The 14,259-nt window shown below is 54.6% G+C and carries 19 protein-coding genes; 13 read left to right on the forward strand and 6 right to left on the reverse strand.

Features of this window, described 5'->3' with window-relative positions; genetic code table 11:
* The coding region (locus tag Q3Y58_RS18815; RefSeq protein ID WP_319623335.1) for a hypothetical protein at positions 1-222 on the forward strand (222 nt) is incomplete at its 5' end.
* Positions 219-626, forward strand: coding sequence for a VOC family protein (locus Q3Y58_RS18820; protein ID WP_319623336.1), 408 nt, complete (start codon positions 219-221; stop codon positions 624-626). The genes Q3Y58_RS18815 and Q3Y58_RS18820, both read left to right, overlap by 4 nt.
* An 899-nt stretch (positions 627-1,525) precedes the next feature.
* Here the strand turns inward: Q3Y58_RS18820 and Q3Y58_RS18825 are convergent.
* The 6 genes from Q3Y58_RS18825 to Q3Y58_RS18850 all read right to left on the reverse strand — a co-directional run bounded on the left by Q3Y58_RS18825 (position 1,526) and on the right by Q3Y58_RS18850 (position 5,539).
* Complete coding sequence (locus Q3Y58_RS18825) at positions 1,526-2,581, reverse strand: tyrosine-type recombinase/integrase (RefSeq protein ID WP_319623337.1); 1,056 nt, start codon at positions 2,579-2,581, stop codon at positions 1,526-1,528.
* A 318-nt stretch (positions 2,582-2,899) separates the two neighbouring features.
* On the reverse strand, positions 2,900-3,052 hold the full coding sequence (locus Q3Y58_RS18830) for a hypothetical protein (RefSeq protein WP_319623338.1): 153 nt from the start codon (positions 3,050-3,052) through the stop codon (positions 2,900-2,902).
* A 54-nt stretch (positions 3,053-3,106) separates the two neighbouring features.
* The gene (locus Q3Y58_RS18835; protein WP_319623339.1) at positions 3,107-3,466 is read right to left on the reverse strand and encodes an ASCH domain-containing protein; all 360 of its coding nucleotides are present in this window, start codon (positions 3,464-3,466) and stop codon (positions 3,107-3,109) included.
* A 145-nt stretch (positions 3,467-3,611) separates the two neighbouring features.
* A complete protein-coding gene (locus Q3Y58_RS18840) occupies positions 3,612-4,178 on the reverse strand; it encodes an acyl-homoserine-lactone synthase (RefSeq protein ID WP_319623340.1) in 567 nt (188 codons plus the stop codon).
* A gap of 72 nt (positions 4,179-4,250) precedes the next feature.
* Positions 4,251-4,859, reverse strand: coding sequence for a helix-turn-helix transcriptional regulator (locus tag Q3Y58_RS18845; protein ID WP_319623341.1), 609 nt, complete (start codon positions 4,857-4,859; stop codon positions 4,251-4,253).
* A 347-nt stretch (positions 4,860-5,206) separates the two neighbouring features.
* Complete coding sequence (locus Q3Y58_RS18850) at positions 5,207-5,539, reverse strand: helix-turn-helix domain-containing protein (protein ID WP_028482260.1); 333 nt, start codon at positions 5,537-5,539, stop codon at positions 5,207-5,209.
* Between the two features lie 141 nt (positions 5,540-5,680).
* On the opposite strand from Q3Y58_RS18850, the gene Q3Y58_RS18855 reads away from it, so the two are divergent.
* From Q3Y58_RS18855 to Q3Y58_RS18905, 11 genes are all read left to right on the forward strand, one after another.
* Positions 5,681-5,968 (forward strand): hypothetical protein, encoded by a 288-nt coding sequence (locus tag Q3Y58_RS18855; protein ID WP_028482259.1) that lies wholly within the window; start codon positions 5,681-5,683, stop codon positions 5,966-5,968.
* 55 nt (positions 5,969-6,023) lie between these two features.
* Positions 6,024-7,478 (forward strand): hypothetical protein, encoded by a 1,455-nt coding sequence (locus tag Q3Y58_RS18860; protein WP_319623342.1) that lies wholly within the window; start codon positions 6,024-6,026, stop codon positions 7,476-7,478.
* On the forward strand, positions 7,478-9,004 hold the full coding sequence (locus Q3Y58_RS18865) for a DNA cytosine methyltransferase (RefSeq protein ID WP_319623343.1): 1,527 nt from the start codon (positions 7,478-7,480) through the stop codon (positions 9,002-9,004). Before Q3Y58_RS18860 ends, Q3Y58_RS18865 begins: the two co-directional genes overlap by 1 nt.
* Positions 9,001-9,267, forward strand: coding sequence for a DUF2312 domain-containing protein (locus tag Q3Y58_RS18870; protein ID WP_319623344.1), 267 nt, complete (start codon positions 9,001-9,003; stop codon positions 9,265-9,267). The genes Q3Y58_RS18865 and Q3Y58_RS18870 overlap by 4 nt, the downstream gene beginning before the upstream one ends.
* The gene (locus Q3Y58_RS18875) at positions 9,254-10,081 is read left to right on the forward strand and encodes a hypothetical protein (RefSeq protein ID WP_319623345.1); all 828 of its coding nucleotides are present in this window, start codon (positions 9,254-9,256) and stop codon (positions 10,079-10,081) included. Before Q3Y58_RS18870 ends, Q3Y58_RS18875 begins: the two co-directional genes overlap by 14 nt.
* Entirely contained in the window at positions 10,078-10,644 is a 567-nt protein-coding gene (locus Q3Y58_RS18880) for a hypothetical protein (RefSeq protein ID WP_319623346.1), read from the forward strand. Before Q3Y58_RS18875 ends, Q3Y58_RS18880 begins: the two co-directional genes overlap by 4 nt.
* 325 nt (positions 10,645-10,969) lie before the next feature.
* Positions 10,970-11,281: a helix-turn-helix domain-containing protein gene (locus tag Q3Y58_RS18885; RefSeq protein ID WP_319623347.1), complete on the forward strand. Its 312-nt coding sequence runs from the start codon at positions 10,970-10,972 to the stop codon at positions 11,279-11,281.
* Positions 11,278-12,609 carry a helix-turn-helix domain-containing protein gene (locus tag Q3Y58_RS18890; RefSeq protein WP_319623348.1) on the forward strand — a complete coding sequence of 444 codons (1,332 nt, stop codon included), beginning with the start codon at positions 11,278-11,280 and terminating at the stop codon, positions 12,607-12,609. The genes Q3Y58_RS18885 and Q3Y58_RS18890 overlap by 4 nt, the downstream gene beginning before the upstream one ends.
* Entirely contained in the window at positions 12,606-13,172 is a 567-nt protein-coding gene (locus tag Q3Y58_RS18895) for a transcription termination/antitermination NusG family protein (protein WP_319623349.1), read from the forward strand. The genes Q3Y58_RS18890 and Q3Y58_RS18895 overlap by 4 nt, the downstream gene beginning before the upstream one ends.
* A 212-nt stretch (positions 13,173-13,384) precedes the next feature.
* Positions 13,385-13,708, forward strand: a complete 324-nt coding sequence (locus Q3Y58_RS18900; RefSeq protein WP_319623350.1) for an HNH endonuclease signature motif containing protein — start codon at positions 13,385-13,387, stop codon at positions 13,706-13,708.
* A gap of 69 nt (positions 13,709-13,777) precedes the next feature.
* Positions 13,778-14,251 carry a helix-turn-helix domain-containing protein gene (locus tag Q3Y58_RS18905; protein ID WP_051269368.1) on the forward strand — a complete coding sequence of 158 codons (474 nt, stop codon included), beginning with the start codon at positions 13,778-13,780 and terminating at the stop codon, positions 14,249-14,251.
* The last annotated feature ends 8 nt before the right edge of the window (positions 14,252-14,259 follow it).

The following is a 14,259-nucleotide window of genomic DNA, read 5'->3' on the forward strand; positions in this document are numbered from 1 at the left end:
GGCGCCGCCGGGCATGATAACAACAATCAAAAAAACACTCTCCAGCATCAAACAGAACAAGCAATCCAAAAGCCCCCGACGCATCATGCGCGGGGGCTTTTTGCATTCCAAAACAAAAACAAAGACAATCAGCTTGAACACGAAACCACGATGTGCAAGCGTTGCAACTCGACTTCCATCGATTTTAAAGCACTCTTTTCTATTTCCACGATCTGCAAATGACTATGCAAGCGCCCTTTAGACTTCGGCTAGACACACTCGAAATCCCTGTCAGCAATCTTGACCGGTCCCGCAACTGGTACGCCTCCGTTTTTGACCTGACGCCCACTTGGTCTGATGATCTCCATTGCCAGCTTTCTTCAAAAAATGATCTCGGGCTCCGGTTCCTACTGGTTGCAGCGGGGTGTGAAGACAGGCTCGCGTTCCAGAACGTTGCAACCGGTGTCGTTCACAGCTTTGCGGATCTGGAAGTTGATGACCTTGAAGGGTTCCACGCGTCTTTGCGGGCGAAGGGCATCACTGTGCCAGACCTCAGGGATCCAGAGTACGACTGGGCACCGAAGGGGTTTGCGCTGCAAGATCCTGATGGTAACCGCTTCGGCATCTTTTCATTGAAAAGTGATTGAGACTTTAGGCAGCAGTTCTGGTTGCTAACCGACAGTGAGGCAGGGGCGTTTATGATGTGTTGCTGGGCATGCTAGCAACAATTAAAGTCTCCAGCATCAAGCAGAACAAACAATAACAAAAGCCCCCGACGCGTCATGCGCGGGGGCTTTTTGCATTCCAATACAAAAACAAACACCCAACAAAACATGCATGATATGCGCATTACATAAGCAGTCCAGCCATCAGGCTTGTGGGGCGGCTTTGGGGGCGCGCCGTAGAGCCTTATGGCCGGGCATAAACAGGCTGGCGGGGGCTTGTGCGGCCCGTGTGGGAGCGTTTTGGCTGGTAGCTGTTTGGTTCGTGTTGTTGTCCTTTCGACGTGCCAGAGTCCAACGTGGAAAGCGAACATTGCAAAGTCATTCGTCGTTTTATCTTGCAGCCTAACAGCCAAGCTGGCGGGCAGGCCTAACCGAACTGGCACAAGATCTGATGGCGATTGCGTCGGATTATTTTAGCCTAAACCGCTGCTTCATGGAGGGGCTTGCCAAGTGGAAACAGGGTTCTCTCCATTGGAAGCTCGAGATGGTTATGGCACTGTTTTCTGTGTTGCGGCGGGGACCAGGTTCGAGCCCATCCTATTGGTATTTATGGGGGTAGGGCGCTTTGCTCACTGAAACAACTTTAAGAGCGCCGAGTTCAGACCAGTTTGACGTGTTGAGATTCCTCATTCGCCATCGTCTGTCATCGCTTCTTCACAGGCTAATTGGCGTTTCCACAATGATTGCAAATATTCGCCTTGAAATCCGGCGCTTAGGTGGGTATCTACGCGGTCAAGGACACGTGGCCGAGTGGTCGAAGGCGCTCCCCTGCTAAGGGCGAGTGCTTTTTTTATATTCTCACGTAATATCAGTGAGTTATGTCACTTGTTGAATCGTGACTGTTTGGGTTTTGCAGATTTCCGCTTTTCTTCCCGAGAGAACGCATCCAGTACATTTTGAGAACCTTGCCGTGAGTGCGCATAGGTATCCAGGAGCACGCGCGGGCTTGACCAGCGGCCGTGTTTGGCAACGTCTACCGGGTTCACGCCGCGCCTGACAACGGTCTCTGTGCCGAAGCCGTGGCGGCCAGCGGCATGCGGACCGATGTACTCAATGCCTGCTTGTTTACATGCGTGTTGCCACGGGCCGTATATGCTGTGCCGGCTTGCGTACCCGAAGACTTTTCCATTCCGGGGAGGGAGGTTTGCAAGGGTAACCACCATATCTGTTGTGATGCTCACCCATTGTGCCGGGTGGCCTTTGGATGGTGGCATCCAGACACGGTGGTTTTGGAGATCAAGGTCATCTGGTACCAGCTCAATGGCTTGCGTAACTCGGGCTCCGGTGGTGAACATGAATAGCGCCAGCGCGCTCATATAGGGGTTTGCATGTTCGCGGAACTTATCGAGCCATTCCCATGAGCCGGGGGTCTTCTCGGCGCGGCTTTGCTTGCCTCTTGCCGCATCTTGAGCCTGACGCTCTGCGGGCGTGTAGGCTTTGACCTTGATGGGTGGCGTTCCCTTTATTTGGTGCGCATTGTTTATGACAGCGCTAATGGGAACAACGACCTGCCTTCTCCAGGTATCCGTTGCCGCTTTGGGGTAGATCTGCCTGCCCAGATTTCGAACTTCGTTGGGCGTTATGTCCCGGACCTTCTTTGCCGCCAGGTGGGGCAGGATCTTCTGAAGGTAGCCTGCCTCCGCCGGTTTGGCCGGGTACAGAATGACGGCTGCAGCGAAGGTCAGCTCATCTTTTTCTGATGGCGCATCTGGTCCAAGGATCGCACGTTGCCGCGCTTGCCTTTCGATCTCTGCGAGCTTCGCTGTTGCGACCGCTTCATCAGATGTTCTGAGGCTTCTGTCAATGTAGCCGTCGATGCCATCAGCGCGTCCACGGATCCACCATTTGAGGCCTTTTCGATAGATTGTGAGAGGCATGGCTTTTCCTCGAAAATACGATCTATATGTTCCGGCAAGAGCAGCATCGCATTGCCGAGAGTGCAAAAGGCGCCCAGTTGGCGAGCGCGCTCTCGGAGTTTGCGTTCAGAGATCGGGATTCCGCGTTCACTGAAAACTGTTACCCATTCATCCGGTGTTTTTCCAGCTTGTAGAACTTTAGGCATTGGTTGTGACATGCAACCCTCTAATATTCGCCTGAGGCTTTCATTTTGGCAGATCATGTTGCTCCTGCCAGCGTACCTGTTGGCTGACATTCCATTCTGCCCTGAACCAGCCATTCTGCATCTTTCCGATACTTCACAAGGGGCCGTTTCTTGCTGCGATCAAGGCTGCATCCAAAGCCGGTGTGAACCATAGGCCAGCACCGGCTAACAGCATCAAGAATGCCAGTTTTGCTGCTTCACTCAGCAGAAATACGGCATTTCGGATTCCGGGGTATCTGCCGAGCATTAGATCCTCCTTATTGTGTGGTGGGGAGGTGCACAGTGATCACGGCAGCCTTTGTTAGCGGTAGTATGGACAGTCTTCGAGGTACTCGAACTCGATGCGATTAACTTTAGATTCAGGTGGGCGTTTGTGATGATCTGCGAACATGCGCACGAAGTCTTCAGGGGAATACTCCGGAAACCCTTCGCGCGCGCAATCTTCTTGACTGATGTCTTTAAGGCGCTCTGTTTGCACAGAAACGACCCGGATTTGACAAAGTCGTTTGACTTTTTCGCCCGGTTTTAGACCCATGCCTTTTTCGACAGCGTTGAGAACTGTACCTGGCTTCAGAAAAGCCCAGCCAAAGCGCCGAGTGACTGTCTTTTTGCGGTTTATGATTTGCTGTTTTGTAAGAGCAAAACTCATGTTTCTTGGCATGCTATCACTCCTGTGAGAAGGACGGTCAGGGTTATCCTGACCGTCCGTATTACCCGTCACTATGGGAGGAGTGGTGGACGGGTTTAACCTACAAATTATTTACATCACCCTAAAGGGTTAATGTCAAACAATAAAGAGTGACTGGTCATATTTTCTGAAGTTGCATTTGAAGGACGCAGACCTTGTTACCCTCTGCATCCAAAACCACAGGGCCGATTTTCTCTGTTGGCAGTGCGATCCTCGTCAGCCAGCGCGCGAAGCCTGGATGCATAAGGGCGATAAGCCGTTCTGCTCCGACACCTATTGCTCTTTTGGCAAGAGCTCTGGCGTTGGCGGATAGCGCCTCGTTTTTTGTTTCTGGATCAAGAGTAGGGCAGGCCGTAAAGCGTGTAGCTTCCCAGCATTTTTCGTCAGTTGGAAGAAAGGGAATTTGAGGGTCTGGAAGCCCGTTCAAGCGCTTTAGAGCCGCATCCCTTATCATGTAGGACTGGCCGCCCATGTCAAATGAGCATGGATTCATGCGGCTTGCTGCAAGGACAACACCGTCCCGGTGAGTGATTACGTATTCCGTGTTTCCAGTGTCATATTGATCCCATTCGATGAGAGTATTGTGCGGAACTTTCCACTTAAGCTCATCGACAAATAGCGCCTTCCGTATCTGAAGGTGCTGAAGCCATAAATCCCCATATTCGTGGATGGTCTCGAAAGACATAGTGACAGATTGCATAGATCCCTCCTAGTTGAGTTAGGAGGCTACGATCGCGGATCTGAATGCTTTCGGCTGCTAGTTTATTTGGTGAACTTTTTGCTCCAGCCCAAAGCCGGCGCGCGCTGCAAGGGCGACTACAGTTGCAAAATTGTCGACGCCAATGTGTCGTTGGATTGCCTTTTTGCGCTGCTTGATAGCGTCTTCACTAACCCGAAAATGATGAGCAATCTCTTTTGCCTTGTGGCCTGAACTCGCGAGTTGAATTAGCTCCTTCTGTAACGGTTGCAAAGCCAGCGTCCGGTTACATAGCTCTTCAAGATGATAACCAGTGAGCAGTTGATGGACCTTTTGTTTCTCGGCTTGGCTGAAGGGTTTGGTTCTTGCCACACCTGCGATCAATCTATTTCCGCCAATGCAGGATGAAAAGGCAATGCCAGCCTTGATGTCTCTAGCGTAGGCTGCCGACAAAAAGCTATTATTCGGATTTGTGATTTGCCACTCGATCAGGCCGGTGTTGTTCAAGCCGAATATTACAACCGGATCATATTTTAGGCCGTTCATCGCAAAATACTGGCGTTGCCACTCGGCGCTGTAAGTGGTTTCCAGGTCGACATCTCCCATCGTGAATCGACCTTTTCCAATCGCGTAGCCCTGATAGGCTATAAGCTTAAAGTTCTCGTCCATAGCATTGTCCATTTAACCCTTTCGGGTGAAAATACTATAAAAAGTAATATCTCCGCAACCACATAGAAAACGTGTTGTAGAGTGGAACAAACAGTAGGTGCGCGGGTGCCTCTGCATGCGTCAAAAAGGAAACTGCATGAAGTCCTAACCCTTTAAGGTTACATTCACCAAATTTGTATTTACACCTGACGATGGTTGTGTAAGTTTAACCTGCATACTTTACGTGAGGTTGCTATGGATTCTAAGCAAAAAAGTGCAAAGGTGGAATTATCGATTATTATTAGCCGGATGTCCGATGTTCAGGCTGGTGAATTGTTGAAGCAAATAAAACAAAATCAAAAAGCAAGCTATTTCAATTTATCCAGCAAAGAGCGCGCTTCATCTTCGGACATTCCGTTTATGAGTTCATAAAGTTCGGCTTTAGCGGTTGATAGTGGGTTATCACTGTCCAATATTTGCGCTGACGGCAGTCCGATCACGCTACAAATCGCTTCGAGGGTCGACCAGCGTAATGATTTAGTGTCTGCTCGCAGGAACTTAGACACTGTGTTGATGCTGTAACCTGCTTTTTCCGAAACTTCCTTAGGTGTCATTCGTTTGTAGGCAATAATTGCTGCCAGATTTCGCCGGCGCCGATCCCAAAGATCCTCTTCATTGGGCTTAACAGTACTTTTTTTCACGTTAGGTATCCCTTGGGGTTAAGAGTTGGGACATTTTCACCCTTAACGGTGAAAATGTGAACATGCCAAAAAGTGATTTCATCAAAATAAAAAGATGTTATATAACCCTATAGTGTGAATGTAGCTATAAGGGGGTTTGCTATGGAAGATGGAACCAGAATTCCGAATCCTGCTGAGTTTCGGGAATGGGTTATTCAAACCATGGCGGCTCTCCAAATTAGCCCGCACTATTGGAGTACCGCCGCCGGTATTGGTCCTAACGCAATCAGCAAGTTTATTAGCAACGAACAACGAGACTTGCGGATGGGAACAGCCTCCGCAGTTTACAGCGCTGCTTTTCGGCTCGCAGCGGAAAAAGACACCGTTCTTCCACCTCTCAAAGCTCGGCAGGTTTTCGACGGCGAGCCAGTGGGCGATGCTCATGTCTAGTGCTTGTTGCGGCTGCATAATCCCCACAAAGCCTTCAGAGTGCTCTAGCAAGCCAGTGTCGAACCTCATAACCTTCAACGAACATTCCAGCTTGTCCATTACTCAACCAATCGATGCGATCCGAGCGAAATGTACGGACCTCATCTACTTCCCAGCAGTAGGCATCGATATAGAAAAAGTGCTCGCCGATTTCGGGGTCTGGGTACCAAATGGTCTTAACCTGAATGGTGAGTTCGCTCTCTATTCCATACCTGTTGTGGTAGCCGATTGTGAGCTCTTGGCCTACGAGCGAGCTTATGCCTCTATTTCTATCTCTGCGTTTAAGATACTGATTTCTGTAGTGTTCAAGTTGCTCTTCCTGATGCTGCTGTTCGCGGCGCTTGCGCAGATGGCGCCTTTTGGCAAAAAACCAAATGAGGAACACAATGGCGAGGAAAATGAAAAAGGTAGTGGGGCTCATACGACAAGCTCCCTGATCTTTTTGAGCAAGATCGCAACGCTTTCCCATCGGGTATCATTAGTGCGAGGGCTGGTGTCGATCATTGGCCCATTCCCTCACTTCATCACCGCAAACAGAGTTCCTAGGCGGCCGTGCGGGCCTGAGGGCCTCGCTGCCGATTTTCGTTCCGTCCGGGCGCCTGCCGTGCTCGATGCACCAGTCGCGGTAGTCTATGTCTCCTTTATCTCGTGGAGCGTGTTTCGGGTTCGTGATCATATCGAACAAGATTACACCCGCCATGATTGCGAAGTGTACAAGGATGACAAACGCGGTGGGGGCGTTGTTTGCCTCATCCGGGAACTTGCTGCCGCTCACAATCACGACCATGCATTTGGATATTACCAGAACGCAAAACAACAATATATTCAGACGCATAGTAGCCCCCCGTGGCGCGGTGTGTGTGATCCACGCTACCAATCACCGGTAGATTCGGCTTCCCTGCAAGCAAGGGGGATAGTTCATGGGGGGGAAGGTGACTGCGCCCGCAGTTTGTTAGCAGGCCGGGGTTACAGGCTCGGCCTGTTGCACGCCCCAGAGCCTAGGTTAGGCTATTTCTTCGTCTTTTACCTGCTGTTGGTAGACGGGCACCACCTCTGCTTTGAATTGGGCAACAACCTTTTCCAGTTCTTGGGCGTTGTTGCTGGTCAGTTGCTCGGTTTCTGCGGCCAGCAGGGACACCATGTGCCTGCACACGGTTCGGCTGCCACAGCTACAGATCATGGAAAATGTGCCGGGCCCATACACAACGTGGACCCGCTGTTGGCGTTCGTTTTGTGGCTTAAGATCAAACGTGAAACTTGGCATGTAATTACTCCTTCGAGTGCTTGCGGGAGCGCGATTAAGCGTGCCTTCCCGGCATTTTCGAAAAAGGGCCATGCCATCAAGGTTACGCCCCGCAACTCCCTGAAACTAAATGCTTACAGGCGCAGTCGTAGTTGGGCGTGCAGTGCCAAGTTTGCGGGAATTACCCCCGCTGGTGATACCAGCGGCATTTTGGGGATGGGCAATTAATGCGAGCAGAGTTTCTTCCGGGGTTTGGTGACGTTGGTTCTGTGGGTCGGGATCACCAGCTGATCATCGATAGCTTTGCTGGGGGCGGTGGGGCTTCGACAGGGATTGAGCTGGCTCTTGGGCGCGCGCCAGACTTGGCCATCAACCATTGTGGTAAGGCGCTTGCCATGCATGCGGCTAATCACCCGAACACTATTCACTTGAAACAGGATGTATTTGACGTTGATCTGCAGGCTCACACTCTGGGTCGAAAAGTGGGGCTACTTTGGGCATCGCCGGATTGTAGGCACTTTTCACGGGCGCGGGGCGGCAAGCCGACATCAAAAAGTGTCCGCATGCTGGCGTGGAGCATCGTTCGTTTTTGTCAGAAGCTCGGCGCCTGTCGGCCCGAAGTAATCGTGCTTGAAAACGTGCCTGAGTTTCAGTCCTGGGAAGACTTCCAGCCATGGCTCGGTGCCCTTAAAAAGCTCGGCTACAAACCTGAGTTCAAAGAGCTTCGCGCCTGCGACTATGGCGCGCCCACTATCCGAAAGCGCTTGTTCATGGTCGCGCGGCGCGATGGGAAGAAGATCCGTTGGCCAAAGCCAACGCATGGCGATCCGCGTGCTGAAGGTTTTGCCGAAAGCGGGCTCAAACCATGGCGTACAGCGGCAGAAATCATTGATTGGACGCTGCCTTGCCATTCGATCTTTCTGAACCGGGAAGAGGGGCGAATGGTTGGTGTGAAACGGCCTCTCTCAGACAATACGCTGCGCCGAATTGCGAAAGGTATTGTGAAGTATGTTTTGGATGCGAAAGAACCTTTCCTTGTGAACATGAGCCACGGTGGCCGGTGCGAGCCGCTTCATGAGCCCATGCGCACCATAACCACTACCAAGGGCGATGAGCGACTATTGGTTGCTGCCGGGATTCGGCGGGACTTCGGTAGCGCTCTTGGCCGATCTCTTCGAACTGTTACTTCTGACCGGGCGGGAAAAGCAACGCTTGTAGCTGCGTTCTTGGCGCAACACAACACAGGGGTGATTGGCCGAAGTTGCGATGCGCCACTCTCAACAGTGACGGCGCGTGGTACGCAACAGGCGATTGTCTCCAGTCATCTTGTGAACTTGAAGGGTACGCATCGGCGAGGGCAGGCACTTGATTCACCGATGCCCTCCATCACCGCAGGCGGCCTGCACGCAACTGAGGTGCGGGCATTCCTGATCAAGTACTACGGCACTTCGATTGGTCAGGCTGTAGATGAACCGCTTGGAACTGTCACAACTAAGGATCGCTTCGGCCTTGTGACTGTGCAGATCCACGGGGAGCCTTACGTGATCACCGACATTGGCATGCGGATGTTGAGTGCAAGAGAGTTATATCGCGCGCAGGGGTTTCCTGATGGGCACGAGTTGACAGCGGAGTTTGAAGGGAAAGCACTGACGAAGACCGACCTTATTAAGGGGTGCGGGAACAGCGTCAGTCCGGTGATTGCGCAGGCGATTATCGAGAGCGTGTGTCCAGATCTGAAAGTGGGGGTGGCATGACCGAGGTATCTGGCATTGCTGCGGACCAACTGCGGGCGTTCGTGGAGCGCGTGGAGCGGCTGGACGAAGAGATCACATCATTCAACGACGATAAAAAGGCGGTTTACGCGGAGGCCAAGTGCAATGGCTTTTGCGTGAAGACGCTGAAGAAAATCATACAGGAGCGGCGGAAGAAACCACAGGAACGCGAGGAGCAGGAGGCGCTTTTTGACCTTTACTGGCACGCGTTGCAAGGCGGAGGGGCAACTGATGCAAGCACCTAAGTTTTTTCCAGGTTCGGGCTTTCCGACCAGCTCGGTGATCCGGTTGGCGGCGCGGTATCGCGAGGCGGGCGTGTTTCCACGGTATGACCCGGCCGTGCTGATGATGGCGCTACGGATGCCTGAGCGCGCACCGGAGTCTTTGCTGGCGGAAGCGCGACACATCAACCGGACGGGGCGCTGGCAGAAAGAGGAGGAGGCGAGGCGCAAGCGGCGCAAAGCCAGCCCCAAAAAGCCGAGCATGAAAGCGCGGGTTGAGAAGATCCTCCAGCAGGAGGCTGCGGAAGCCGGCGTTTCCGTTGAGCGCTTGCGTGGGCGATGCCGAAAACGGCCATCGCTTCAGGCGCGCCGTGAAGCTGTGGCCCGGTGCCATGAGGAACTGGGCCTGAACTGCAAGCAGATTGGAGAATACTTTTCCGGGCGGGGCGCAGAGGCGGTGCGCACCTTGTTGCAGCGGGCGCAGGCGGCGCGGCAAAAACAGGCCGCTGAGGATGATGTGCATCGGCTGATGGAGATGCTGACTGAGGCGGAACGCAAGAGCCTTAAACAACGTGCATTGGCGCTGACCATAGCTGAAGAAATTGCGCGCAAACATGAACGCACCTTGGCGGAAATTCGTGCACGGCGGCGTGAGCCGGCGCTGCACGGCGTGCGACGGGAGGCGCTTTACTGGGCATGGGAGCGCACGAACCTGGGGTGGAGCGAACTGGGGCAACTGTTCGGGCGCGGGGCTGGCCATGTGGCGTGCCTCGTGCGCGAGCACGCGGAGCTTCATGGGCTGCGCGCCCCTGAAGGCATGGGGAGGGTGGCTGCATGAGTTTGACAAATCACCCCTTCGAGTGCATGTTTGCCAGTAACCAGTTTTCTACTGGTGAGTGCGTCACAAAAAGGCGTGCGGGGATTGGCGTCCCTTTCCGTACCGCAGGCGCTTGCACCGCGCCACGACTCCCCGTGAGCGTGGTTTTTTCTTATGGTCAGGCGTTCAGGAGAGCCTTCGGGCTCGCCGCCTCCTGTGGTGCGGTAACGCCAATCCTGTTCGTCTGGCCACCAGAAATTGGCGTTTCGAGTGGTCAGGCCTCAAAAGATGACCACAGGAGATTTGCCATGTGCGAGCAGGCGAATGACGGGCGAAATGTGCCCGAGGAAATTTATCTACAACTGCTAAATTTGAGTGCTGTTCTTGGTGAAAGTACAGCATTGATCCTCGCGATGACTTCACTGGCCGAGGACGGCATTCGATCAGAACGAAAAGTGGATGCCGTTTACACGTTGCTTGACACGTTGTCAGTGCTGGTGAAACGGGCTGAGCGCCATAATGAACGCGCTAGCGCCATACTATGCGAGCTCGCTGCACTCCCAATCCAACCTTCCGATACCTGATTTTCTTCCCCTCGCGTGCCTACGCGTGGGCGAGGGGCTTTTATGACACCCGGCGAACCGGGGCCATCCAGAGCTCTAAGGAGACTGATTATGGGTAAACAGCGAGTTGTAAATGCAGGACAATTAAAAGTGGCGCTGCGGGCCGTGAGCCCGCTGGTAAGGCGGCGGACGCTAGTTCCGATCCTATCGTGTGGGGTGCCTCGCCCTCCTTATCGCAGTGGCGAATATGCTGGCGGGTGTGACTGCGTCTTCGGCTTTTTGGAGGAGGGTCTGCAATGAGGGTGGATTACCTCTCGGGCTTTGGGGCTGAGGATGGGGGTGGGTTATGACACCAGCAATCCAACAATTCGTTTTCAGGCGTCGGGGTTTGACGGCTCCAGAACGACTGATCCTGCTTGCATTGATTGAGCACCGGCAAGGGAGCTTTGGCGCTGAGATTAGCCAAGCCGAGCTTTGCGATGATGTGGAGATTGCCCGGTCAACCTTGAATGTTCATTTGCTGGCTTTGGAGGAGCAGGGGCTCATCGTCAGGGAGCCGCAGCGAAGCGAGATTGATGGCACAACGTTGCCGACTTTCTATCGCTTTGGCGAGGAACTCCAAAGGGTGCTTGGCACGTCAGAGAGGGGGCGGGAATGAGCGAGCAATCCCAAGCCTGGAGTTGGCGTCAGGCGATTTACAAATCAAACCTACCGGCGATGACCAAGCACGTTTTGCAAACTCTGAGTGCGTTCATGAACTCATTCGGGGAGAGCTGTTACCCCTCTGTGGAGACCTTGGCCGAATACACCAGCCTGAGCAAGAGGGCCGTTATCGACCATCTGAGACAGGCCAGAGAAGCTGGCTGGATTGAGGTATCCTCACATGGATTTCGCGGCCAGAAATGGAAGCGGAACGAGTATACACCAAGGTGGCCGGATCGGGATCTGGTAGCTAGTTGTGGGGTGATAAATGATGAAAGAGGTGGTGAAGGAGGTTCACCACCTCGCGGTAAAAATGCGCGCGGAAAAGAGGCTGAAGGTGGTGAAGGAGAGTCACCACCTCCCTCAAAAAAGGTGGTGAAGGAGGTTCACGAAGGTGGTTACCGTGATGCACCTAAGGTGGTTACCGAGGTGCACCAAGATAAGAACAGTCCAGATAACATTCCAATACCAGTCCAGATTGAGAGAGAGCGCGCGCGAGAAAATCCGGAACAGGTTCAGGAAGCCGATACGGCAACCGTGACACCGGAAACCTGGAAGCGGCGGCTCAAGCGCGTGCATGCGCAATGGCCCACCTTCACCAGCGATAGCGATGCTGCTGCGGAAAAGGCGTGGTTCGATCTCAGCGCGGAAGACCGGCAGGCCGCTTGCGACTTGGCGGGGGCTTACATCGAGCAGTGCAAGGCGGAAGGGCGCAAGAAGTTTTGCTCATTCGCGGTTTATCTCTCGGAAAAGCGGTGGCTGAAGGTGAACGCCAAGGCGGGGCTGGCAACGGCTGGGGAGGTTGCCCGGCCGTTTGGCAAGGCGTGGGGCGCTGCCCGGTTTGCCGACCTGATGCGCGAGCCCTATGGCGTGTTTCCCAAGCCAAGCGGGTTTATCGCGGCGATCCTTGAGCGGGGTGGCCCGGATGCGGAGCGGGAGCGGGCCCAGCGGGTGGCGCGGTATGGCTGGCCGCGTGTGAACACCATGCAGGAGCGGGCGGTGCGCAGCCGGGCGTCCATCACGGTGGACGGGGCGCTGGCGCCACTGGCGGACATGTTCGAGCCCGTGAAGGTGGGCGGTGAGGTTTGGCAGGCGTGGCGGTTGCTGCACGAGGAGCACAACTGGCCGTGGTTTGGAGCCGAGCGTGACCTGCCGGAGTGGGTTTACATGCCCGCACGGCCCATGGACGAACCGGGCGATGAACTGGCGGCAGTGCGAGCCGCGCTGGCCAGTTTCGAGGCGGCGTATCGGGAGACCTTCAGCGGACAGGAGGCTGCGGAATGAGCACCTATCACACACACCAACCGTTGGAGCGTGCGGGGCTGATCTGGGTTGTTTGCCTGGTGAAGCCGCAGGCGGAGCGGAGGGCTGCGGCTGAACTGAGCCGGGCCGGGCTGGTGGGCTGGTGCCCGCTGGTGAGCGAGCGGCGCTACTGGCGGCGCAAACGTGTGATGCGGGTGATCGAAAAGCCGTTGTTGCCGCGGTATGTGCTGGCCGGTGTTGAGTGGCGAAAGGGCAAGCAGATCTCCACGGCGTTGGAGTGTGAGAGCGTGATCCGCGTGCTTTCGATGAGCGAGGATGGCCGGGCAATGCAGGTGCCTTTACGCGATATTCGGCGCATTCGGGAGTTGTTAGTTGCTGCTCGAAACAGAAATAGCGGGCGTATTCCCGAAGCGATTAATGTTGGTGAGGTGATGTTGGTAAGCCTTTCACACGGCGAGGAAAAAGAGATTACCGTGACGGCGGTGGAGCGCGATGGCCAGCGTGTCAAGGGCCTGATTTCCATGCTTGGAATCAATGCTCCCGTCACTGTGGGGGCTTCCAAGCTGCGACGCGGGGCAGCATGATATGGGCAGGACGATCCGTTGGACCCTGATGGACCCCGCAGAGCGCGGGAGTGACCGCAGCGGCGGACCCAGCCAACACAAGACGCGAGTTCGCGGAGTTGGCGCGATGGGGTTCTATGGGGAAAGCGGTGCGTTCGATTTCACTGGGGAAGGGTTACTGGCTCGTGAGGCAACTCACGGGCCGTTTTTCTTAAAGGGTAGAAGGGGGCGTCATGGCGCTGAAGATGATGGCAAGCCAGTTGCGGCGAACCAAGCCTGCGCTGCGTGCGCCCGCAAAGCTGGTGGATCCGTTCTACCGCACACCGGAATGGCGAGCCCTTGCTGCCGATGTGAAAGAGCTGAGGGGCTTTGTCTGCGAAGGGTGCGGCGGGGATTTCTCCAAGCGGCGCGACAAGCTGATCGCGGATCACAAGATCGAGCGCAAGGATGGCGGGGCGGATCTGGATCCGGTCAACGTCCAGTGCCTTTGCATCTACTGTCACAACCGGAAAACCGGGCTGGCTCGGAAGCAGCGGATTGCCCAGTCCTCCGAATGAGGGGGGTGGGGTAAAAGTCTGCAGGGCTGGAGAGCGAGACCGGACCCCAGCCTAATCGGGAGATTTTTTTTGGCTGACTTCGAATTTGACCTGCTTGGGGACCCGATCCCGGAAGGCTTTGGCAAGCGCGGCAGACCACCCCATCGCGTGACCGACGAAAAACGTAAACTTGTCATACAGTTATTGGCGTTCGGCTGGACGCTTGAAAAAATCGCTGCAGCGCTGAGCATCACACCACCGACTTTACGCAAGAATTATTTTCGAGAGCTGAAGTTCAAGGAGGAGGCCAAGGCACGTGTCCAGGCCAAGTGCCTTTCCAAGCTGATGGAACAGGTAGAGGCGGGCAATGTTTCCGCCATCGAGAAGTACATGACGCGGCTCGAGCGCGCAGACCAGCAGGCCAAGGCGGCAGCGCTGGCGCATCGCGGACCCAGCGTTGCCATCGCCTCGGCTCAAAAACTGGGAAAGAAGGAGGCGCGCAAACAGCAAGCGCATTCCTACGATGGCAAGTATGCACCGCCTGAGGCTCCCTTGTTGAACTGATCGGGATC

The sequence above is a fragment of the Nesiotobacter zosterae genome, from assembly GCF_033843645.1.
GTDB lineage: Bacteria > Pseudomonadota > Alphaproteobacteria > Rhizobiales > Stappiaceae > Pseudovibrio > Pseudovibrio zosterae.